Origin of the sequence: Paraburkholderia sp. RAU2J (assembly GCF_003634845.1) — a bacterium.
GTDB classification, from domain to species: Bacteria; Pseudomonadota; Gammaproteobacteria; order Burkholderiales; family Burkholderiaceae; genus Paraburkholderia; species Paraburkholderia fynbosensis.
The window spans coordinates 96936-119546 of sequence record NZ_RBXG01000002.1 but is presented as its reverse complement, the minus strand read 5'-3'; the positions used below and the strand labels follow the sequence as shown (position 1 = coordinate 119546).

The 22611-nt window shown below is 56.7% G+C and carries 17 protein-coding genes; 8 read left to right on the top strand and 9 right to left on the bottom strand.

The genetic code is table 11. The features are described 5' to 3' along the window. Nucleotides 1-120: 120 nt before the first annotated feature. From B0G69_RS18005 to B0G69_RS17975, 6 genes are all read left to right on the top strand, one after another. Complete coding sequence (locus B0G69_RS18005) at nt 121-1887, top strand: FAD-binding protein (RefSeq protein WP_121319729.1); 1767 nt, start codon at nt 121-123, stop codon at nt 1885-1887. 48 nt (nt 1888-1935) lie between these two features. After that, nucleotides 1936-2868, top strand: coding sequence for a hypothetical protein (locus B0G69_RS18000; protein ID WP_121319726.1), 933 nt, complete (start codon nt 1936-1938; stop codon nt 2866-2868). A 27-nt stretch (nt 2869-2895) separates the two neighbouring features. Continuing rightward, the gene (locus tag B0G69_RS17995) at nt 2896-4155 is read left to right on the top strand and encodes an MFS transporter (protein ID WP_121319724.1); all 1260 of its coding nucleotides are present in this window, start codon (nt 2896-2898) and stop codon (nt 4153-4155) included. 615 nt (nt 4156-4770) lie between these two features. Next, nucleotides 4771-5604, top strand: a complete 834-nt coding sequence (locus B0G69_RS17985) for an SDR family oxidoreductase (protein WP_121319720.1) — start codon at nt 4771-4773, stop codon at nt 5602-5604. Between the two features lie 200 nt (nt 5605-5804). Next, complete coding sequence (locus B0G69_RS17980; RefSeq protein ID WP_121319718.1) at nt 5805-7847, top strand: FUSC family protein; 2043 nt, start codon at nt 5805-5807, stop codon at nt 7845-7847. A 63-nt stretch (nt 7848-7910) separates the two neighbouring features. Next, complete coding sequence (locus B0G69_RS17975; RefSeq protein WP_121319716.1) at nt 7911-8861, top strand: LysR family transcriptional regulator; 951 nt, start codon at nt 7911-7913, stop codon at nt 8859-8861. Between the two features lie 551 nt (nt 8862-9412). Here B0G69_RS17975 and B0G69_RS17970 read toward each other — a convergent pair. The 8 genes from B0G69_RS17970 to B0G69_RS17935 form a co-directional block, all read right to left on the bottom strand. Beyond that, nucleotides 9413-10582, bottom strand: a complete 1170-nt coding sequence (locus B0G69_RS17970; RefSeq protein WP_121319714.1) for a porin — start codon at nt 10580-10582, stop codon at nt 9413-9415. Between the two features lie 520 nt (nt 10583-11102). Next, complete coding sequence (locus B0G69_RS17965) at nt 11103-12389, bottom strand: MFS transporter (protein WP_121319712.1); 1287 nt, start codon at nt 12387-12389, stop codon at nt 11103-11105. 337 nt (nt 12390-12726) lie between these two features. Further along, nucleotides 12727-13149, bottom strand: a complete 423-nt coding sequence (locus B0G69_RS17960; protein WP_158608944.1) for a thioesterase family protein — start codon at nt 13147-13149, stop codon at nt 12727-12729. 92 nt (nt 13150-13241) lie between these two features. Next, complete coding sequence (locus B0G69_RS17955; protein WP_121319708.1) at nt 13242-14183, bottom strand: FAD-binding protein; 942 nt, start codon at nt 14181-14183, stop codon at nt 13242-13244. A gap of 14 nt (nt 14184-14197) precedes the next feature. Continuing rightward, complete coding sequence (locus B0G69_RS17950) at nt 14198-14947, bottom strand: electron transfer flavoprotein subunit beta/FixA family protein (RefSeq protein WP_121319706.1); 750 nt, start codon at nt 14945-14947, stop codon at nt 14198-14200. Between the two features lie 62 nt (nt 14948-15009). After that, entirely contained in the window at nt 15010-16620 is a 1611-nt protein-coding gene (locus B0G69_RS17945) for a long-chain fatty acid--CoA ligase (RefSeq protein WP_121319704.1), read from the bottom strand. A 73-nt stretch (nt 16621-16693) separates the two neighbouring features. Continuing rightward, nucleotides 16694-17839 (bottom strand): acyl-CoA dehydrogenase, encoded by a 1146-nt coding sequence (locus B0G69_RS17940; protein ID WP_158608943.1) that lies wholly within the window; start codon nt 17837-17839, stop codon nt 16694-16696. Between the two features lie 32 nt (nt 17840-17871). After that, the gene (locus tag B0G69_RS17935; protein ID WP_121319700.1) at nt 17872-18954 is read right to left on the bottom strand and encodes an acyl-CoA dehydrogenase; all 1083 of its coding nucleotides are present in this window, start codon (nt 18952-18954) and stop codon (nt 17872-17874) included. A 319-nt stretch (nt 18955-19273) separates the two neighbouring features. On the opposite strand from B0G69_RS17935, the gene B0G69_RS17930 reads away from it, so the two are divergent. Further along, nucleotides 19274-19990, top strand: coding sequence for a TetR/AcrR family transcriptional regulator (locus tag B0G69_RS17930; RefSeq protein WP_147440736.1), 717 nt, complete (start codon nt 19274-19276; stop codon nt 19988-19990). Between the two features lie 230 nt (nt 19991-20220). Continuing rightward, nucleotides 20221-20394 (top strand): hypothetical protein, encoded by a 174-nt coding sequence (locus B0G69_RS41855; protein ID WP_241991384.1) that lies wholly within the window; start codon nt 20221-20223, stop codon nt 20392-20394. A 578-nt stretch (nt 20395-20972) separates the two neighbouring features. Here B0G69_RS41855 and B0G69_RS17920 read toward each other — a convergent pair. After that, complete coding sequence (locus B0G69_RS17920; protein WP_121319696.1) at nt 20973-21608, bottom strand: malonic semialdehyde reductase; 636 nt, start codon at nt 21606-21608, stop codon at nt 20973-20975. Nucleotides 21609-22611 lie beyond the last annotated feature (1003 nt).

The following is a 22611-nucleotide window of genomic DNA, read 5'->3' as shown; positions in this document are numbered from 1 at the left end:
GCGGCGCTGAATTGTATGAAGGGCGCCTGGCTTCCGTCCTGACCATAGAAAGCACAGATTTCGAAGCCGCCTGTATCAGTCGCAGGATGTCACGTTTTGTTTGGAATTGGAGAAACCACCGTGCCGGTCGACAACCAGTGGGACAAGGAAGTGGATGTCTTGGTTTTGGGCGGAGGGGCGGGCGGATTAGCAGCCGCCCTCGTTTCCTCTATCGAAGGCCTTGAATCCATGGTCGTTGAAAAGACCGACATGCTGGGCGGGACGGCATCAACCTCCGCAGGCTCTATCTGGATTCCGGGAAACAAACAAAGTCGCGACGCGGGGCACAAAGACGACACGAAAGATGCTGAGAAATATATGCGGCTCCTGGCCGGGCGCGACGAAAGCAATCCGATAAGAGACGCGTATCTCGCAACTGGTCCTCAGATGCTCGACTATCTGCGCGAACGTTCCGATGTTCGGTTCGTCCCCTGTGGGAAGCATCCCGATTATCGTGACCTTCCAGGAGCTGCGGTATGCGGCCGAGCGCTCGTGCCGGAGATGTTTGATGGCCGGTTGCTGGGAAAGGACTTTGAAAAGGTGAGGCCGCCCATCCCCGAGTTTCTGGTTCTTGGCGGGATGATGGTTGGAAAAGCTGACTTGCCGCCGCTGATTGGGCGCTTTCAGTCCTTCAAAAGTTTCGTCTATTCAGGCCAACTGGTATCGCGGTATCTTCTGGACCGGCTCCGATTTAGTCGCGGAACGCGACTTGTAATGGGCAATGCTCTTGTCGCTCGCCTTTTTTATAGCCTTCGTAAGCGGAACGTCCCCGTTTTGCTCAATTCGCATGTTTCGCAATTGGTGAAAGATGGGAACGTAGTCCTTGGCGCTGTCGTGCAGACAGGAAAAGCGAGTCAGAGGATTCGAGCCCGAAGGGGGGTCGTGATTGCGACCGGTGGGTTTGGACACAGCCGCGCGCTGCGGGACGAGTTTATGCCGACCAACGCTGCGGATTATTCGCTCGCCGGTCCGGGCAATACCGGCGATGGAATTGAACTTGCGCGCCGGTCTGGCGCGGCCGTCGATGTGAAGGAGCACGGACGTGGCGGGTTCTGGACGCCGATGTCGGTGGTCAAGCGTGCCGACGGCACATCTGGCCTCTTTCCCCATCTTCTGCTTGACCGTGCCAAGCCGGGTTTGATTGCTGTGAACGAAAGAGCCGAACGGTTTGTGAACGAAGGCTGCTCGTATCACGACTTTGTCGAGGCGATGCTTTCAGACAAAGGGCCTGCGCAAGGAACACCCGCACACCTACTATGTGAGGCGAGTTTCGTCGCGAAATACGGATTGGGCGTGATTTACCCCGGAACTCAGGACCTCAAGCCTTTTGAGCGCTCCGGGTATATCCAGATGGCGAACACCATTAGTGAGCTCGCAGCCAAACTCCACATGAATCCATCTGCCCTTTCGAAGACTGTTGACCGATTTAACGCGTTTGCCGAGCAAGGGAGCGATGTCGACTTCGGGAAGGGAAACACCGAACTAAATCGGTTCAATGGCGACCCTGAGGTAAAGCCGAACCCCTGCCTAGCTGCAATCAAAAAGGGCCCATTCGTGGCCCTTGCGGTGTGGCCGGGTGACATCGCTACGAGTGCTGGTCTTCGTACCAATGGTGACGCCCAAGTTCTCGATGAGAACGGGATTGCTATAAGCGGCCTATATGCATGCGGGAATGACATGGCTTCCGTCATGCTCGGAACGTACCCCGGGCCTGGTACGACACTCGGCCCCGCGCTTACTTTCGCCTACCGCGCGGCGATGCATGCAGCAGGAAAGTCAGACCTCGCGGCCTTGACTGCAATCAAACGCATCACAAATCCGAACATCAAGCAGCCGACCGCTGGCTAATGCTAATCGATGACGAGCCTTCTGCGCTCTAACAACAGGAAGACAGGTATGTTCAATCCGATGCCGATGATGTTTCACCCGACTCTGCTCGTCGATAGCCTCGACGAGACGTCGAACTGGTTTGCTCGAGTATTCAATCGGCCGGCCGTTCGCTGGGAGGAAAAGTGGCACGTCGAGTGGCTCAATCCGACATATCCGCTGAATTACTCCTACTTCTACGTTATCGCGGACGTTTGTCTCGATGCACTATGCCCGTCGCTGCTCAAACTGCCAGACGGCAAAAAGGCCGTTTACCCGGAAGTGAGGCAGTTGGTTGACATCGCCTGGTACACCGACGACATCAAGGCGGTATCGATTCAACTTGAAAAGAACGGTTTCCGGACACGAAATCAGGAAGGTGCCGTTATCAAAGACGGCGACGTACCTCCGTCCAATCTGGTGGCAGATTGTCCAATGATTTGGTCAATTCCTGAGGATACTGGGCTTACCTACGAGTTCTTCGAGATGGGTCGCAGGCACTGGGACTACTACTCGGAGAAGGGAGACCCGCGTCTCAGCGCTACTTGGGAGGACGGTCGCATAGAAAGAAGCGACCCACTCGGCATCGTCAAGTCGGCCTATCACGACGTCCACACTCATGACCGTGCTCGCGCTCAGCGTCTCTACGTGGAAGTGCTTGGTGGGACAGTCATCGCGGAAGGCTACGACGAGGCCATCGACTCGGACTACGTGACCATCGCGTATGCGAAGTCAAACCTTCGCTTCGCGACCCCGCGTAACGGTCGCATCGTTGATGCTAACGGTGTCGAAACGCAAAGTGACCGGTACGTCGGTATCACGTTTGAGGTGAAGGATTTGGCTGTCGCTGAACAACATCTTGAGTCGCAAAGTGTGCCATTTGCGCAGGGAAAGGACGGCCTGTTCACAGACGCAGCGAAGAGCCTCGGCGTTCGTTGGGGATTCTGCCAGGCAAAACCTTAGAAAAATGGATTCCGGAGGAGACTGTTCATGGAAACTACTTCAAGCGCTGCTGTCGCGCTCGGACAGACGGGGAAACTCGGCCCTTGGCTATATGTTCTGACAGGCTTCATCGCGCTGATTTTCGGCGTCAACATGATGAATGTTCTCTTTAACGTGCTCTCACCGTCACTTGTATCGACCTTCGGATGGAATCGCCTCCAGATTTCGTCCGGTCTTTCTATCTTCACGATTTGTGACGGAATTGGCTTGCTGGCGCTGGGTTTCCTCGTCGACCGTTACGGCATTCGCATTGCGACGCCCATGGCGATTTTGTTTGGCGTTGGCATCATGGCGTTGTCGCTCCTACCGCCCAGCTTGATGATGCTTTACGTCATCTGTGCGTTTATCGGGCTTGGTGCTGGGGCAGTGACGCCGACAGTCTACTCAATCGTTGTCACCGCGTGGTTTGAGCGAAACCGCGGACTCGCCCTCGGCGCGTTGAACGTCGGACTCGGTCTCTGCGGGACGGCTACTCCCTTCATCGTTTCCTTAATCCTGAAGGAGTACGGCTGGCGTGCGGTATTTGTGGCCATGGGAGCAGTGGGCGGTCTTCTGCACGCTCTCGCTTACATCTTTGTAGTGCGGATGCCGAAGGCCTGGGAACGGGAGCGACTCGCGGCGAAGAGCAAGGGCCGTTCTGCAGGTATGCCGATGCGTGAAGTGCTCAGTCATCGTGTGTTTTGGCTCATCTGCTTCGCAGTTTTCTTCGTGTCGGCATCGACCTACGGAATGATGTCGCAGATGGTGTCCATGACGATTGATAGAGGATTTCCAGCGACGACTGCTATTGCTGTCTTGTCAGCCGTCAGTCTTAGCTCGATTGCGTCCCGGTTTGTGGTCGGCGCACTTCTCGACCGTATGTTCGCGCCGCTGCTGACAGCCATAATTTTTGCAGTCTGTACAGCAGGGGTCGTCCTTCTCTACACGACCAACTCATTGGACACGCTTTACGTTGGTGCTGTTTGTATTGGGTTTGGCTTGGGCGCCGAAGGCGACATTGTGGCGTACATCATTAGTCGTTATATACCGAAGCAACTGTATGCGCGAGTTCTGGGCGTTGCGATGTTTCTGTTTGCACAAGGTGGCGCATTCGGGATATTCGCACTCAGCTCCTCTTACACGCTGACCGGGTCGTACAAGCTGGCCATTGTTGGAATTGCTGTCTCCGTAGTCACCGCTGGCATTCTCGTTCTCTGTCTGGGGCCCTATAAGTACGAAACGGACGGAAGCAAGACCGCAACGGCATAGTTTCCGGGCCAATTCGGCAGCTGGCCACCTGAAGAGACTTCAGTGGCCGCGCCTCAAACCGACCTCCAAAGCCTGTACCAAGGTTACCTATGCCCAGTCATTCGCCAGCTCAGGAACTCCCTCTCGCGTTACAGACGTTGCAAGCTCAACCCTTGTTTTGTCCTGCAACTCGCATAAAGCGCATCATCGTAGTCGGTGAGACGCTCGGACCGAACCGCCGCATAGGCGTCGTCGCGTCCGGGTCTGTCAACGGTGCGTGTATCTCGGCAGAAGTCCTTGATGGCTCGACCGACATGCTCGCCTCGCGTGGCGATGGCAGTTACGACGCTCGAACCACGGCTAATTCTGAGAACGGACGACGGTGTCCATATATCTATGTCTTACCAAAGTATTCGACACATGTCGAGCGAGGTAAAGCACCTTATGGATGAGGGCCGTGAAGTAGACCCTGCGACTTACTACTTCCGAATTGCACCAACGTTCGAAGTGGCCGCGTGGAAAGTGTGAGTGGCTCAACAATATCCTGGCAGTCGGAATGGGACATCGGAGGAGCACTGGCCCTGTTTACAACGTAGTTAAGATTTTTGCAATTGGAGAGGCAGGAGCGGCGTACTTTTGGAAGCCATCCTTCTCGAGGAGACAACGATGAAACTAACGGGACAAGTAGCCGTAGTGACGGGTGGTGCAAGAGGCTTGGGTCGGTCATATGCGTTGCGGCTCGCCGAGCTTGGTGCTGATGTAGTGGTAGTTGATATCAACCTTGCCGCTGCAGCGGAATTCGGCGAGAAGTTGAGCGCCGCGACGGTGAGCTGTGAAGTCCAAGCGCTCGGGAGGAATAGTATCGGTGTCGAGGCCGATTTGACCGACCGGCAGCAGGTGCAGGCGATGGTTGAAAAGGTGCTTGTTGAGTACGGCCGAATTGACATTCTCGTCAATAACGCGGGAGGCGCGTTGACGCCTGCGGACCGGAGCGCGGCTAGCGAATCCCCTGAGGAGGACACGCGTTTTCTGATGGACCTCAACTATATGAATGCGGTTTTTTGCTGCCAGGCCGTTGCGCCCGTTATGAAGAAGCAAGAGTCGGGAATCATCGTGAACACGTCTGCGCAAAGCGCGATTACCACTTACAAAGGTGGAAAACTCTCTGCGTATGGCGCTAGCAAGGCTGCTGTCACGACATTCACGCGGTATCTCGCCGCGGAACTGGGTCCCTTTGGAATTCGGGCCAACTGCATCTCGCCGGGCGTGATGATGACCTCCCGAGTCGCTGCAAAGGCGGCCGAACGGAGTGTGGGAACGGCAGAAGAAATGGAAAAGATTCCTCTGCGGAGATTCGGTGTCGCCGAAGACTGCACGAATGTTCTCGAATTTCTCGTGACAGACCTTTCGAGATACGTGACGGGTCAGGTCATTTCGGTGTGCGGCGGCGCTGTTTTGACGCCGCACTAACTCCATCACATAGCTCTTTGGTCGGCGGACCATCGGGCCATGCCTCTGCTGTTGGCCGGGTGCAGCACTGCGGCCCGACTACTCGGAAACGGCTCGCAGCAGTAAATCCAGAACAGGCGAGGCGTATCAATAATGGTGGCATTCAGACGCTCAATACTCGAGTAGCAAGACTAGCGAGCGGGATAACGGAACTTGTGCAGATGGCAAACATAGGGGACCGCGAGGCATGGCTTTTTTCGGTTAAAACGTACGGCGCCGCTTTGCTTGCCTTGTACGTCGCGCTCGCATCGGGACTGGACCGGCCCGGGTGGGCGGTCACGACTGTGTATGTCGTATCTCAGCCGTTTGCGGCCGCGACCGCGTCGAAGTCACTGTACCGCTTGGTGGGCACTATTCTTGGTGCAGTCGCATCAGTCGTCTTGGTGCCAGCCTTGGTCCAAGCGCCCGAACTCCTTTGCGTGGCGCTAGCGCTCTGGGTGGCCGGCTGCCTGTACATATCCCTCCAGGACCGGTCGCCCCGGAGCTACGTCTTCATGCTTGCTGGATACAGCGTCGCGTTCATCGCATTTCCCGGAGTCGACAGCCCTGAAAATATTTTCAACACGGCGGTGGCACGTGTTGAGGAAATTGCGCTTGCAGTAGTTTGCAGCGCGCTTGTTCATAGCCTTGTTGCCCCAAAGAACGTTGTCGACGCAATTCGAGCGCGCGTCGATGCTTGGATGCATGACAGTAAGCGGTGGGCAGCGACTGTGCTTCATCAGTCCGTTCGGGAAAACTCGCAATCTCCGTCGAATGCGACGTCGATGTCAAAGCACCCGATTGACCTAGAAACGCTCCTTTTGCATCTTGCGTTCGAGAGCTCGGAGTTGCGTACCGAGCTGACTTCGCTCCGTTCGCTTCAGTGGAATCTGGAAAAACTTCTGCCGATTCTTTCCTCGATTGAAGACCGTCTCGCATCCTTTCGTGCTCAGAACGCCGAATTGCCTTCGCAGCTTACGCAGTTCATCGCTCTACTCAACGCGAACTTGGACGAACAAGACGCAGCGCCTTCGCTCGAGGACCTCTATCGAGAAAGCTTGCAGCTTCGCAGTGTTTATGTCGGGGGTGGCGAACAAAATCACTTGTTGTGGCTAGGCTTGTTAGAGCGGTTTCGAGAGTTGCTTGAGGTCATGCGCGCATGTGCTCAGTATAAACAGCGCGTTGATGCGCCAGGGCTTTTGCGCAACTTCCCAAGGAAGCAACGGAGCTTCCGATTCAAGCGACACATTGACCGAAAGCTGGTCGCTCTATCCTGCGCGACTGCCATGATATCAATCCTGGCCGGATGCAGTATTTGGATTTTCACTGGTTGGACCGACGGGGCCTCTGTCCCGATGATTGCGGCCGTTGCATGTTCGTTTTTTGCGACGCAGGATAGTCCGCTACCATCCATGAAGAAGTTTGGCAAGTTCGCTTTCGTCGCAATCGTCATTAGCCTCATCTATTCCGCAGTTATACTTCCGGCGGCGACGACTTTCGAAATGGCTGCACTTTTCATGGCGCCCGCGTTCCTGGTGCTGGGTCTTCTCATTGCGAGGCCTCAAACCAACTTCGTAGGCATGGTCATCTCGACAAATGTATCCACCCTCGTTGGATTGAATAACCGGTATGTTCCTGATTTCACGTCGTCTTTGAATTCGGGACTGGCATTGATGATTGGCATTTTTCTCACAATGCTGGTTATGGCCATCATGCGAGCGAGAAGCGCGCGCTGGAGTGCTATCCGGATTGCTCAAGCCGCGCGCCGAGACTTGATGCAAGCACTCCGTGCGGGTGACAGAACGTCGTACTCCAGGAAGGCCCGTGTAGAGTTCATTCGACGAATGCTCGACCGTTTTTACCTTTTGTCGTCAAGACTGAAAAGCATTGAAGACGGGCTAGAGCACCGGTTGGACGAGACATTGCTTCGGGAACTCCGGGTCGGCGCCAATGCAATCGACCTCCGTCGTCTTGGTCGGAAGCTACCACCTTCTCATGCGGAGAAGTTAAGAAAGCTGCTGATGAATGTTGAGCAGGCGTTCGCAAGTCGACCCGGGAGGGCGGACCGTCTCCCACAAGCACTCCGCAACGAGCTCGACGATGTGCTCCACGATATTTTGACTCTGTCGGGGGGGCGTGTAAGCCCGCTTGCAATTGCCCTTTCCGGTATGCGGCTGGCGATGTTTCCTAATGACCAGCTGGAGAGTCGCAAAGTAACCAAATAGCGATTCTGCTGGCGTAATGCGCAGAGTCCCACCTTGCGGTAGGACTCCAACGGGAGTCGCATCATGTGCGAAATCGATGTGAGATTACTGTCTGTCTTCGCGGAGACTTACAAGCGGAACAGCGTTACACAAGCGGCTGAAGAACTCGGGCTGTCTCAGTCGACCATTTCTTTCAACCTTTCGAAATTGAGAGAGCATTTCCGGGACCCGCTGTTTGTGCGTACGCCCCGAGGGATGGAGGCGACTCCGTTCGCGATTGACCTGTACGAGCACGTGGTGGACGTACTCGCATCGTTTCGAAAGCTTACATCGTTTCAGACTACATTCGACCCCATGAGTGAGGCCAGAACATTTCGCATTGCGATGACCGACATCAGTCAAATGGTGATGCTTCCAACGCTACTGAACAAGCTTCGAACCACAGCACCCAATGCCCGGGTTCAGATTTCCCACATCTCAGCTGAAACACCCCAACTTTTAGCGAAAGGAGAACTGGAACTTGCTGTCGGATTCATGCCTCAACTGGAGGCGGGGTTCTATCAGCAGAAGTTCTTCGCACAGCGTTATGTTGTCTTGGCGTCATCGAATCGTGGACGGCGAGGCGCAGGGATGACTCTGAAATCGTACCTTGATGCTGAGCATATCGCGGTCACGGCATCTGGCACTGGTCATTCCATTGTAGACAGGGTACTCCGAGAGAGGCAATTGGGTCGACGCATTGTATTGGAGCTGCCGAACTACCTTGGCTTGGCAGGGCTCGTCGCGCAGACTGACTTACTCGCCACCGTTCCTGAAAAATTGGGAGACCTACTAAGCCCTAGTCTCCCAGTAGTTCGTTTCCCGGCTCCGTTTGATGCGCCGAATTTCGATGTAAAGCAGCACTGGCATGAGAGAACTCATCACGATGCCGCGCATCGCTGGTTGCGCAATCTCCTGGCGGAACTCTTCCTGGACCGAGGCGAAACCAACCCATCAATCGGTGCCTCCTCCGCAGCCGTAGTAAGCTCTTGTTGAATCGACCAAGACTGAGAAGATTGGCGCGCTTGAGGTCAGGTGGTTGCCAGAATCGCCGCGTAGTATCTGTCCGACCGACACACTGCTCATATAAGTCCGAGCGGTGTGTCTGTCGACTTTCAATTACCACTTATGCCGAATCCCAATCCGAACCAGCATCTGCTTGTTACTGGAGGAATCACCTTGGTTATCGATGTTCGCAACGGCGCGCTAGCAGAGCGAGGAAGTGCCAGGCGCTCGTTGCCAACCAGCACCGCCGTAGATAACTGTTGATAACTTCTTCGATTGGGTCGATTCCACAATCCAGCTTTCCAAACCGCCCACCCGTCGGTGCGCCGAGATTTGACGTCAAGCAGCATTGGCATGCGCGGAACCATCATGGCCCGGCGCATCGCTGGACGCGGGTACTTCTCGCCAAGCTTTTCCTCGACGGCGCCAGCAGGTGACGCTCTCTTGGGCGATATCGGAGCCATGTGCCTTACTAGCTGCTATTACAGCCTGACCGCATGAGCAGCGGTACATTGCACTCTCGTGCAGTCCAAGGTATGACATTAGAACTTGTGCCGAATACCGATGCGAACGAGGATGGTGTGATTGTTCGAGGAATCGCCTTGGTTGTCGATGTTAGCAACTGCTGGCGTGCCGAGCGAAGATGTCCCGGATGCCCGTTGCCATCCAGCACCGCCATATAGGTCAGTCCGCTTTGAAAGGAGGTAGTCCACCAGGAATGCGACCTGATTGTAGTGCTGAGTGCCGACCATACTACCTTTGGAAGTCGTCACGGCTCGGGCATTGAGATAGTCATACGCAATGCCGGCCGACAGAGCGGGCATGAATCGATAGTTGAATCCAATGTCGAAGTTATTGAATATGGCCGTCCCATTGGAGAACGCAGCGCCAAGGTTGGCGTATTGCACGTTGGAATACGATGCCGCTAACGTCAGGTTACCGATTACATAGTTCGTGCCAACGACTGCCGACTGGTAAGCTTGAGCAACTGAGTAGGCTTTGTTTAGCGAGAACGCGAGTGGACTCGCACCGTTTCCGTATGCTGTAAAGAACCCGCTCCCGGCCGTTGACGTGGGATTTTTGAAATAGTCGAACGCAGCCGCAATCTTGAAGGGTCCGTGCGTATAGCCGGCGCCGACCGAGTACCCCGAAGTCGAGGTGAAGTTTCCAGGGACGCCACCGAAGCTGTATGCCGCCCCAAAAGTGAAGCCCCTAAAGTCGGGACTCATGTACCGTGCAGCATTGTTAAGGCGTACCGAGTTTCCCGCGTTATCGAAGTCGCCCGGGTGGGCCGACACCGAAGCACCTACGACAGCGTTTGCCGTGAGGAATTCGGGGAAGTACCAAATCATGTCGTACTGGCGACCAAACGTCACGGCACCGTAGTCAACACTGCTGAGCCCTACGAAAGCCTGACGTCCGAACAGGAGACCGCCTTGGCCAGACGAGCCATTTTGAAGATTAATGCCGGACTCAAGGGTGAAGACTGCGCTCAACCCTGCGCCCAAATCTTCTTTGCCGGTAAGACCCCATCGACTACCGACAATACCGGAAGCCGAGTCGAACCAGACTCTTCTCCCGCCATTGTAGTTGGTTTGATACTGGATGCCCTGGTCGAGCCAGCCATACAGAGTGACGCTGCTCTGAGCATGCGCCGATGAACACACTGTACAAACCAGTGTGCCGACCAAGAGCGCTACTTTCCTTTTCATTTCGTCTCCGATTTCTCATACTGTCGCCGCGCCGAGCGCGACGCTCTGCCGATTCTCTGACCATCTGTCACGCTGGTTAGAATCGGTTGTTTTGACGGCTATGGGTTAGACCTATTCGGTCGAATTTCCGCAGTCGCCATCGACTTGACGCGCTGTATCTTCGGGACAGCTACGCGATTAGCGGTACAGTTTTTGGTCTCCAACGGATGCACCGAAGCGAAGATGCATCACACCAATTTGACCGTATCCATGAATGCGAGTCCATACAACCGCTTCGATACACACATTCGATTTTCTCGATAACGTTCGAGCCATTTACAGATGACGATTTCTCTGGAAGCGAACAACGACAATATGGGTTGCTGAATAGTCAAAACGTGACCATCCTCGATGCAAATGTAAGCCTCGAGTCGTCTCGTGGGCTCGCACTACTACGGCATATAACTGCGACCCTTCACGTCGATAACGTCTCTTGAAAGTGATTGAGGGCTGCTGCCTGCAGCAGGCAGCAGCGTCTTCTTCATCGCGGCGACGCGCTCGATGGGCGCTCTCCATTCAGAGGCACCGCTTGCTCGCGTGCCGCATTGATTGGCGCCCTGGCCCCATGGGTAGGAGGGAAGATGTAGGTACCGAGACTCAACACGCAGACAATTCCTATAGCGACGAGCCCCATGAGCACGAGGACCACGCCGTCATACGATTTGAACGTGTCGTAGCTCTTGCTGATGAGCAACGTGCCAGCGGCCCCGCCCCATGCGAAAGTCATCCATATGGAGCCGGTCACGCGCCCGAACGAATGGATAGGGAAATAGCGGCTTACGAGGTAGGTGATGACATCGCCTTCGGCGCCCAGTCCTATGCCCAGTAGCACTGCTCCAGTCGTGATGATTGGCAGCGCTCCGCCATGGACTATCAACCAGATGCCAACCATGGCCGCAACGAAAATTACGGATGTGACGAACGGAGCAAAGATGCGGTCGACGAAGAAGCCAGTCCCAAGGCGTGCACACACGGAACTCAAACCGACCGTTGAGAGAACCCCACCTGCGACCGCGGGAGCGTAGCCCCGGTCAGTGAGAATTGGGAGAATCTGCGACGTCACGCCGAACGTTGAGAACGAGATAAGCCCGATTGCAGTGAAGAGGAGCCAGAAGTTCCGGTTGCGAAGGAACTGAAAAGACCGACTCCCGTCGATTGCGCTTTTGCTCTTGCGTTCGGCCTCAAATCCCTCCGGAACGCGCACCAGCAGAAGCAGGCAAAGCACCGGAATGAGAGCCGCCATTAATCCAAACGACACGTACCCGGTTCGCCAGCCGAATTTCTCGAGCAACGGAACGGCAATAACCGGAACAAGCATGCCACCAATGCCGTTTCCGGAGTTGATAATTCCGAGAGCCAAGCCGCGCTGTTTGTCGAACTGGGCACAGACGGCGACAGCGTATGGAACCATGACAGCCGCCGAGCCGAAGAACCCAATAACTACGAAGATGGCTAGAAAAATCGGGAAACTTTGCGGAATGAGCGACACTGCGGCTATGGACAGTCCAAAAAGCGAAATCATTACCCCGGTCGTCCATCGGGCGCCCCATTTGTCTATTGCGGCTCCAATAAAACCGATGCCAAATCCGTTGCCGATGGTATAGGCAGTAAGACCGAGCGCAACGGACGTCCTCGACCATCCAAATTCCTGTCCTATCGCTTTAGCGAAGATGCCAAACATAAAGGCCGCGATAGTACTCGACCCCAGCAACATGGCCAGTGTCCCGCCAGCTACGCTCCACCACCTGTTATGAGCGTTATTGAACATCGTCTCCTCCGTTGTATAAATTGCACAGCCCCAGCTACGCGGTAGCGTATTACTCGGATTCTCAGTTGATTTTAATGCGTTATCCTAAGGTTATTGTCTTGATTACTGGATTGCAGTGGCCCTCTGACCGGCAATTACTGCAGCTCGAACGACAGTTTGAAAACTACCGAACCAAGAAGCTCCGCGAGAACTTTCTCAGCACGATACCGTGACCTTCCGTATCTACATGTTCGCGTAATTCGGGCCTCCGGGTTTCGGGTTGATATCCGACATCGGTTAAGCACTTCCGGCGACCAACACCGTGTCCCGCTATCTACCATTTCCCAAAGAGGGTCGGTCAACGAAGCCTGCGCTCGGTCATTCGCGCACGCTGCGGGCGCGGAATTTCAACCGGATTCCGGCTTTCGCCGTCAATCAGAACCAGAATCACGGCAGCGACTGCGACACATATTCCATCCGAGAAAAGGCCCTGTATCAGCTTGCATGACGTCTTCCCAACGTCAAGAACCGCCGTCCCGACTGTCACCGGGTCTGGCCAGTGCAGTTCCCGGAGAAAATCTATCGTCAGTGATGCTGTGACGAAGATTTGGCCTCTCTCCTCGATTTCCGACACGAATCGTGAACGTCCTGTCTCGAAATAAGCGCCGATTGCAAGGTGATTGACATGCCCAAGCTGGTCCGTGTCGGACCAACGCACCGTGTCGGTAGACCAATGCGGGTATGCGTGCTCTTCCTCACCTTGTCGTTTCTGCCTCGTCATATCTCTTGACCTTCCCGGGTTTGGGGGAATTCGATTGGAATTGTGTTGCACCTGTAGGGAGAGGCTGAATTGGTCAGGCCTCGACATTGCCGTCAACGGGCAGAAATTGCGGCGACTATCTCTGGCACTGCGGTGAACAGGTCACCCACGAGACCATAGTCAGCGACGGCAAAGATGGGAGCTTCCTCATCCTTGTTGATTGCGACGATGACCTTCGAGTCCTTCATACCGGCAAGGTGCTGGATTGCGCCCGAGATGCCCACCGCAATGTACAGTTGGGGCGCGACAATCTTGCCGGTCTGACCTACCTGGTAATCGTTCGGCACGTAACCTGCATCGACCGCCGCGCGCGAGGCGCCCAGGGCGGCGTTGAGCTTGTCCGCGAGAGGCTCGAGGACCTTGGTGTAGTTCTCTGCGCTGCCCAGGCCGCGTCCGCCGGCGACGATAGTCCTCGCGCTCGTGAGTTCCGGACGGTCGAGCTTCGTCACTTCGCGGCTGACAAACTTCGAAAGGCCACTATCGGTGGCCGCCTCAATCTTCTCGACCTGAGCGGCCCCGCCCTCTGAAGCGACCGCATCGAATGCAGTCATGCGCACCGTGATGACCTTGACCTGGTCAGCAGACTGTACCGTCGCAATGGCGTTGCCCGCATATATCGGTCGTTCGAACGTATCGGCGCTGTGCACGGCTGTGATTTCGCTGATTTGCGCGACATCGAGCTTTGCTGCGATACGCGGCGCGACGTTCTTGCCCGCGGCCGTCGCCGGCGCCAGGATGTGCGAGTACGCGCCCGCGATGGAGAGCACGGTCGCTTCCACGTTTTCAGCGAGACCCGCTTCGAGCTGCGGCGCGTCGGCAAGAAGGACCTTCGAGATGCCAGCAAGCTTGGCGGCCGCGTCCGCAGCGGCCTGCGCATTGTGGCCAGCGACCAACACGTGCACGTCGCCGCCAATCTTCTGCGCAGCCGCCACGGCGTTAAGGGTCGCTGCCTTGATGGACACGTTGTCGTGTTCGGCGATTATGAGATTCGTCATGTTTCATTCGCTCCTTACAGCACCTTCGCTTCAGTATTCAGCTTCTCGACCAGCGTCTTCACGTCCGCCACCTTGCTCCCCGCGACGCGCTTCGGCGGCTCTGCCACCTTCAAAGTCATCAAGCGCGGCGTAACGTCGACTCCAAGGTCCTCGGGCTTGATGGTCTCCAGCGGCTTCTTCTTCGCCTTCATGATGTTCGGCAGCGTCACATAACGCGGCTCGTTCAGGCGCAGGTCCGTCGTGACCACGCCGGGGAGCCTCAGCGACAGGGTTTCTGCTCCGCCGTCGACTTCACGCGCGACGGTAACCTTGCCATCGGAGATGCAAATCTTCGAAGCGAAGGTGGCTTGCGGCAGATTTGCCAAGGCGGCGAGCATCTGACCCGTCTGGTTCGAATCGTCGTCGATGGCCTGTTTACCCAGAATCACCAACTGTGGCTGCTCCTTGTCGACCATCGCCTTGAGCAACTTCGCGACCGAGAGCGGCTGCAGGTCTTGGTTCGACTCGATGAGAACCGCGCGGTCCGCGCCGATAGCCAGCGCCGTACGCAGCGTTTCCTGACATTGAGTTACGCCCGCCGACACGGCGATGACTTCCGTCGCTACGCCCGCTTCCTTCAGGCGCACAGCCTCTTCGACGGCAATTTCGTCGAACGGATTCATCGACATCTTCGCGTTACCCAGCTCGACACCGGTCTGGTCCGTTTTCACCATAACCTTCACGTTCGAGTCCACAACTCGCTTCACGGCAACCAATATCTTCATCTCATTTCCTTACGGAATTCTAATTAATTGGAAACGACAGAAAGTCTGTCCCCGCCTTCCCGTTACAAAAACTGCTTCCTTAGTGCGACCTTATTGACCTTGCCCGTGGCCGTCGTCGGAATCTCTTCGACGATTTTCACCGTCTCCGGGAGCCACCAACGTGCGATGTGGGGACGCATGAATTCGATAATCTCCTTGCCTTCCAGCATGGCGCCAGGACGCAGAGCGACTAGCAGCATCGGCCGTTCGCCCCAACGCTCATCGGTCACGGCGATTGCAGCTGCGCGTTCAACGTCCGGATGGCGCATGGCCACGGCCTCAAGCTCGGCGGAGCTAATCCATTCCCCACCGGACTTGATGACGTCCTTCGCGCGGTCGACGATTTGGACATAACCGTATTGGTCAATCGTCGCGATGTCGCCGGTCACCAGCCAACCGTCAGCATCCAATGCGGCGCGCTCGGGTTGGTTGATGTACGTGTGGGGCGCCCACAAACCACTCACGCGCAGATGCCCAGCCGTCTTCCCATCGCGGGGTAACTCCCGACCATGTTCGTCGACAATGCGCAGGTGCATGCCGAATATTTCTCGACCCGTCTTGGTGCGATAGGCCATCTTTTCCTGCTCGGGCAATTTGTCATGACCTGGCTTGAGTGTCCCGCTACTCGCATTCGGCACTTCGGTCATACCCCATGACTGGGACACGTCCAGGCCATAGCGGACCATGAGTGCGCTTAGCAGCTTGGCTGGGAGAGGTGAGCCCGCAGAGAACGCGTGACGTAGCGTGAAGAATCGCTTGTCGTTCTGGTCGAGCCAATCGACAAGGATTTGCCAGACTGAAGGCACACCGGCCACACGCGTGACGCGTTCGGATTCGATAAGCTCGTAGAGACTCGCTGGCCGCATGTCACGGCCAGGAAACACCACCTTCGAACCCGTCAGCGGGCCCATGAAGGGGAAATTCCACGCATTCGCGTGGAACATCGGCGCGAGCGACAGGAGAACTTGCTGCTCACCGTTGGGGCCGCCGGGCATGTTCGCTGACGTGCCAATGAGCGAGGAAAGCAGCAACGACCGATTGGTGTAGGTGACGCCCTTGGGGTCGCCTGTGGTACCCGAGGTGTAGCAAATCACCGCCGGCGCGCGTTCATCGAAAACCGGCCACCCAAAGGTCTGGTCCCCTTCGTTGACAAGGTCTTCGTAGTAAAGCACATTGGGCAGCTTCGTGTCGGGTACGTCACCCTTTTGCCCCATCGCGATGTAGACCTGCACGCTTCTCAGTCGTGGCGCGATTTCCTCCACGAGCGCAAGCGTCTCGCTGTCAAAAAACAGCACGGTGTCGTTTGCGTCGTTGATGATGTATTCGACCTGCGGCGCAAAGAGTCGCGGATTGACCGTGTGCAGGGCGGCACCCGTCCCCGGAACTGCGTAGAACAATTCGAAATACCGAATCGTGTTCCATGCAAGCGCTGCCAGTCGGGACTCAGGTCCGAAACCACGCGCCACCAATGCCGACGCCAAACGGCGTGAGCGCAGCTCAGCTTCAGCATACGTCTCGCGACGAATTTCGCCAGATATCTCCCGAGCTACGACCTCGGTATCGCCGTGGCATCGTGATGCATAGGAGAGCACGCTCGAAAGGAGCAGATGCTCATCAAGTGGAATACCACTCATTTACTGTCTCCTCAGCCTCATCATTGTTTTCTGCGAGGGGGTCGCGCGCCGTCGGCGCGAGGAAGGCAAATGCTTAACGCAGGTCCTTCTGGCCGTACCCCAGCAGGTGACGAGCGATGATGAGGCGTTGTACTTCACCCGGTCCTTCGTAGATGTCGGAGATGCGAGCATCGCGGAACCACTTCTCCGCCAGGTCGGCTTCGGTCAGCGAGCAATTCCCGAGCAGCTTGAGGCAACCCTGGGTGATGTTGCGCGCGGCCATGCCGCCCATCGCCTTAGCGGTCGACGCTTCAACCTTCACGCCGCCCGTTTTGTCCTCAAGCCATTTTGCGCGCACTACGCTAAGCCATGCAGCCTCGTACTCCGCCTCGAGGTCCAGCAGACGCTCTACAAGAGCGGATTGGTTCCCAATGCCGCTGCGATAGTCTGGCGTGACGCCGACCTCGGCGAGCTTTTCCATCGTGAAGTCCAGCAATGCACGGGAGGTGCCCAAGCCGAAAGCGGCGACGATGGGGCGGGAAAAGTTGAAGACCTCGAAGACGGTCTTGAAGTTGGCCTTCACATGATTGAACGCCGGAAGGCGACAATCCTGAAAAACCAGGCCTGCCGTGTCTTCAGCACGAATGCCCATTTTCTTGACCTGCGGGCCGACCGTAAAGCCAGGCGTGCCCTTCTCGACCAGGAAGGTCGTCAGACCCAAATCTCCGGTCGCATCCTTGGCCCGCGCGAACAGCATGACTGCGTCAGCGTCCTCGGCGTAGGTGATGAAAATTTTCTCGCCGTTGATGACCCACTCGTCTCGCTCCGCGTCGTAGACCGCATTCGTCGTCACGCGTGCGGGGTCCGAACCTGCACCGGGTTCTGTGATGCCGATGGCAATCCGCGCTTTGCCCCAGCGCTCGAGCTGTTCAGGGGAGCCGACGCTCTCGAGCACATAATTTCCGAGACTGATTTGCGGCACGCGCAGCGGCACCACGTCGCCGCGGAAAAACTCCATGTGGAGGAGCGCTTCGACAATCGCCTTGCCACTAATCTGCTCACCCATTTCGAGGCGCTGCATGAACGGGTCGGGGCGGCCGGCCGCTTCCTTCAGTTCGCGCGGCGGAACCTCGTTCTCGTTGTGGTCATAGTACCGCGCATAGTTGCGAGCGAGCAGCGCCTGTTCCCTCGCCTCGTTGACGAGCATTTTGTCGCCGTCTGACAATTCAAAGTCAATCATCTCGACCATCCGTATACGTTGCTGTTTTGCGCCTAGATACCGACCATGCCGTCCAGGACCGAGAGAGTCCTGACATTGCGATACCACATCTCCAGCGGAAAATCTCTCGTAAACCCGTGTCCCCCGAGCATCTGAAGGCCCTCGTCGGCAACCCACATCGCGTGCTTGTTCGCGTAGATTTGCGAAAGGCACGAGAAGCGCGTGGCAGGATTCCGACGGTCAAGGGTCGATGCCGCCCGCCAGTACATCCACCGCATGCATTCGAGCTTCATGTGCATCTCCGCGATTCGGAACGCGATGACCTGCTTCTTGGCAAGTTCCGAACCGTGAGCAACGCGCTCTTTCGTGTAGGAAATGACGTAGTCCAGCACCGAGCCGCTAACGCCGGTCAGGATTGCGGAGAGTGACGCCCGGGATGAATCGACAAGGCGATTCACGATATCGCCGGCAGCTCCTTGCAGCCGGTTGCTCTCGGGAATCCACACGTTGTTGAAAGCGATTTCGCCCGCGGCCAACCCGCGCAATCCCAGCGTCGCATGGCGCTTCTTCACCTCGAGCCCGGCACAACCAGCATCAATGATGAAAGCCTCTTCTTGACCACGCAGCAACGCGATGACGAGGAAGTGCTGGCTGGTCTCGGCGAATGGCACGAAGCTCTTGACGCCAGTGAGCACGTAGCCATCGGTCGCCTTCTCGGCTTTCATACGCAGCTTGGTACGGTCGAAAGCTGGGGTCGGTTCGACGAGCAGGACGCTCGCCGCATGGAACCTGTCGTCACCGAACAGCGAACGAAAACGCTCGACCTGTTCAGGCGAACCGAACTCACGGATGGCCGCCGCGAAGCCAAGCGACGAAGCAACGGCCGCGGCAGCAGATGCATCGCCGCGCGCCAGTTCTTCAAGGATAAGTGCGCCCATCAGCGCGCCACCCTCTTCGTCATCCGATTCCAGACGCGATTGCACGACGCCGAGCGACCACACCTGCTTCAGGGTTTCAGGCGCGAACTGCGCAGCATCGTCCGCCTGGCGAGCTTTCGGCGCGAGCACCTCGGCCGCGAACTCGCGAGCAGTCGACTGCGCGATTGTCTGCTCTTCAGTAAGTTCGAAAGAAATCATGGTTTTTCATCCGTGTCTTCATGTTGGGGCTGTTTTCATCATTGCTCCTGCTGTAGGTCAATATAGGCATCGTTAAAACAAGCGTCAAGAACAAATGACTAAAACACGTGTTCCTATAAACCCCTATTTGCACGGCGATGCGAAACCGCTCACTCTCTTGTTTCGGGGGCTCAGTGCAGTGCAGTAGAATCCTGCAACCGACTCAGGCGCGGCGCATAGACGCCTGGCAGATGGACCGCGAGGGTCCGCCCTATTTACTTACTACGTTGCTTGTTCCGCGGTGCCTGTGGCCCATAACCTTGTTAAACAGATTGGCTTGATGGAAACCAGTGACCGAATCAAACTTGCTGCTGTGCGGCTCTTCGCGCGACTTGGTGTTGAAGCCGTGACGGTCCGTGACATTGTTGCGGCAGCAGAACTTAAGAACCCAGGCTCGCTGAATTACTACTTTCGCTCGAAAGAGGAGCTGATTCGTCAGGTCATAGTCGACGCGATGGGTCAGGCCAACGAAATCTGGGGAATGCGGCTCAAGGCCATCGAGGACCGAGGTGGTCCTACGGCCTTGCGCGAAGTCGTCGAGGCGCTTGTGACCTGGCCACTCTCCGAGCCGCTCGACGGCAGCGTATCCCATACCGCTCGATTCCTCGCGATGGCAGTTCAGACGCGAAGTCAAATGGTTCGTTCGCTGACGCGCGAGATGCAATACAAGGAATACGACCGCGCAATTCTCTATATCCGACGGTTCCTCAAAGACCTGCCGGACGACGTCATCGCACAGCGAGTCATCTTCTTTTTCTGGTCGCTCACTGGATTCTTGACAGCGTACGAGGCATACGTCGACTCAGAGGCGAACTCAGAATCGGTCTGGCACAAGGTTGACCCCTTCGGGAACTTCGTCGATTCCATGGTCGGAATGCTCACGGCACCGGTATCGACGTTAATTTCGACTCCAGCAAAGGCCAAGCGTCAGCCCTCAACGAAATCAAAAAACGTCGAAAGGCCGAGAGGCAATCTGAAGCGCGCCTCCGATGTATAGAGGAGACACGACGGGCGGCATGTAACGGCGTAATTCGAACCAGGACGACGGACTGCACCGACCGGGTCGCAGCCGGTCGCTCTGCATACGGAGGAGTCCATCATGCGAGTTGCGACGAAAGGAATCCTGCTTGCTTCGGCGTTAATGTTGAATCTGTCCGGCGCCGTCTACGCGCAGGGTGCGGGAACAAGTGGTGGAGGGGCGCCGGTGCAGGCCAAGGTGGCACCGGAATGGGAACGCCGAATGCAAACGGCGCTACCGCGTCACCATCCGGCGCGTCCGGCGCAAACACCATGGGTAATTCGGGGGAGATGTCGCAGAAACAGATGAAGCCGAAAACGCAGAAGAAGGGGGGCATGAACGCGCCCGCCTCTGACAGCAGCGGAATGAAGAAGACTTACTGAAAAGGGTGTCGCTGCAGGCATCCTGTTTAAGCTGCCAGGTCAGTCTCGCGGTCAGGAGCGTGGTGCGGCAGGACACCAGCGACGCGGGATAGCGTCCGGGAACGTTGAGTGGTCGGCGCAAAGCGACAACGAAGAGGCTCGTTGCGAGCCTTGCGCCGCTGTCGCTCCGCCTTCAATCATTGCAACTCGACTACGCGGAAGCCTACTGCAATCCAAAGAGTCGCTCCTTAGCCGAACCCGCGGCATGCTTGCGAAGTGACCTTGTCGATGCCGACGTGAGTTGATGCGCCCTTGAAGCCCGGGCGCATCATGCAACGAGGATTGCGGCGAGACCTTAGGTGTCGACGCAATGCATTTTCACTTTGCCGGCTCATCAACAATTGGTCAGAACTTGTGTCCGAAGCCCTCCGCGCAGCCGTCGCACTCAGCACTGCCGCGTCCGCTCCAGAGATAGCGGTGACGTTAAACGACTGTGTTATCTGCGACACGAGGCCCTCGGATTGTCGGCGGACTCTGCAATTTCGTGAACGATTTCTGCGAGTCGGGCGGCTCACCGAGCGCGCTGAAGAGGGACCAGGTCACAAAAGCGTGCACGCCTGGTCGAAATCAAGGCGCGGCCCGCGTGGGTGGAGCGCGGAAGCATCACCGTACCCCAGGTTGCACAGGAAATTCGATTTGAGGTGGCCCTCCGGGAAGAACTCTTCGTCAGTGTCCTGGTCGCTCTCTCCGGCCCCAAAAAACTCCTCGTCGACCTTGGCATTGTCAAATCCGGACATCGGTCCACAATCAAGGCCCAATGCGCGAGCGGCGAGAATCAGATAGGCCCCTTGCAGAGACGAGTTGCGCCTCGCAGTTGTGTCGACCAGGTCCGGCGTGCTGGCGAAGTGGTCGCGCATGCCGGGGTTGTGTGGAAAAAGCGTGGGGAGTTTTTCATAGAACTTCAGGTCGTAGGCGATGATGGCGGTCACGGGAGCGTTCCTTACCTTGTCCACGTTACCAGGGGAGAGCGTTGGTACCAGCCTTTCCTTGGCTTCCGTTGTGCGAAGGAAGACGATTCTTGCGGGGTTGCAGTTGGCGCTCGTGGGCGCCCACTTCATCAGGTTGTACAGTCGCCGCAGTGTTTCATCGGCGACGGGTTGGTTCAGCCACGTGTTAAGTGTGCGAGCTTCGCGGAACAGAAGGTTGAGTCCGTCATCATCCAGTATCTTGTTCATAAAATCCTCCTTGATTGGGAAGGCTGACGCGACCACTCGCGGTGCGCTTCGGCTAACGGAATTGTAGTCGCAGGGCATGCCGACAGCTACTTTGTAGACCGGTGGTAGCATCAGGTCTATCTCTTGAAAAACGTCGGCCTCGTAATGCAGACGCTTCGAAATCCCGGCTCACCGGACAGAGAAAGTCTGGCGGGTATGCTGGCCAGGGCTTTTATACGTGACCCACTCGCGCTGCACGTGTTCCCGGACAACATGGTTCGCCAATGAAGGCTGGTAGCTGTCTACCGACTCTACCTTCGCGTATTCTTGCGTCGCGGTATTGTTGTCACCAACAATGAGCACCGCGCTGCAGCACTTTGGTTACCTCCCGGTCGCTACCCGCTGTCGCTGGCCGCACATCTACGTTTACTGCCACGCATGGCGATGGCTACCGGTTTGACGGCACTCCCCAGGGCACTGCATGTGTTGGGTCATCTTTGAGAAGATGCATCCTCCTGGCCGAAGGCTCTGGTATCTCGGTGTCCTGGGAGTTGAACCATACAGGCAACGCACGGGCCTTGGGAGCGCCCTGCTCAAGACGGGACTCCGCATGTGCGACGAAGAGGGCACAGGTGCCTATCTCGAAACTGCTGAGCCCAGCAATCTGCCGTTTTACTCGGCGTACGGATTTAAGGTACTGAGTACTTCTGAGCTGCGGAATGGACCTCGCGTCTGGAGCATGTGGCGTGAGGCACGCGACACTCGAGATTGTTGACGGGAGACCGCGGCAACAATGGCGCGAAAGCGCTGGCGTTTGCCGAACGGCGGCGCGCTTCGCACGACGGGCGTGCCCGGGACACGGAGACAGCGCAGCTAACGGTATGGCGCTGGACAAACGTGTCTCGCTCGTGCCCTCGGGCGATGACGCGTCCTTATAGCGCAACGGCTTAAGCCATATTCCTTTCCGCGATTCGGGTAATCGGTTGTTTCGGCAGATGCCGTAGTAGATTTCGCGGCTGCCGAT

What these genes read in the sequence shown, in the direction of transcription:
- B0G69_RS17920 (WP_121319696.1), bottom strand. Translation starts at nt 21,608, where the DNA reads ATGAACAAGATACTGGATGATGACGGACTCAACCTTCTGTTCCGCGAA.
- B0G69_RS17980 (WP_121319718.1), top strand. Translation starts at nt 5,805, where the DNA reads ATGGCAAACATAGGGGACCGCGAGGCATGGCTTTTTTCGGTTAAAACG.
- B0G69_RS17945 (WP_121319704.1), bottom strand. Translation starts at nt 16,620, where the DNA reads ATGAGTGGTATTCCACTTGATGAGCATCTGCTCCTTTCGAGCGTGCTC.
- B0G69_RS17970 (WP_121319714.1), bottom strand. Translation starts at nt 10,582, where the DNA reads ATGAAAAGGAAAGTAGCGCTCTTGGTCGGCACACTGGTTTGTACAGTG.
- B0G69_RS17950 (WP_121319706.1), bottom strand. Translation starts at nt 14,947, where the DNA reads ATGAAGATATTGGTTGCCGTGAAGCGAGTTGTGGACTCGAACGTGAAG.
- B0G69_RS17960 (WP_158608944.1), bottom strand. Translation starts at nt 13,149, where the DNA reads ATGACGAGGCAGAAACGACAAGGTGAGGAAGAGCACGCATACCCGCAT.
- B0G69_RS17955 (WP_121319708.1), bottom strand. Translation starts at nt 14,183, where the DNA reads ATGACGAATCTCATAATCGCCGAACACGACAACGTGTCCATCAAGGCA.
- B0G69_RS41855 (WP_241991384.1), top strand. Translation starts at nt 20,221, where the DNA reads ATGGGAACGCCGAATGCAAACGGCGCTACCGCGTCACCATCCGGCGCG.
- B0G69_RS17940 (WP_158608943.1), bottom strand. Translation starts at nt 17,839, where the DNA reads ATGATTGACTTTGAATTGTCAGACGGCGACAAAATGCTCGTCAACGAG.
- B0G69_RS17995 (WP_121319724.1), top strand. Translation starts at nt 2,896, where the DNA reads ATGGAAACTACTTCAAGCGCTGCTGTCGCGCTCGGACAGACGGGGAAA.
- B0G69_RS17975 (WP_121319716.1), top strand. Translation starts at nt 7,911, where the DNA reads ATGTGCGAAATCGATGTGAGATTACTGTCTGTCTTCGCGGAGACTTAC.
- B0G69_RS17965 (WP_121319712.1), bottom strand. Translation starts at nt 12,389, where the DNA reads ATGTTCAATAACGCTCATAACAGGTGGTGGAGCGTAGCTGGCGGGACA.
- B0G69_RS17935 (WP_121319700.1), bottom strand. Translation starts at nt 18,954, where the DNA reads ATGATTTCTTTCGAACTTACTGAAGAGCAGACAATCGCGCAGTCGACT.
- B0G69_RS17930 (WP_147440736.1), top strand. Translation starts at nt 19,274, where the DNA reads ATGGAAACCAGTGACCGAATCAAACTTGCTGCTGTGCGGCTCTTCGCG.
- B0G69_RS18000 (WP_121319726.1), top strand. Translation starts at nt 1,936, where the DNA reads ATGTTCAATCCGATGCCGATGATGTTTCACCCGACTCTGCTCGTCGAT.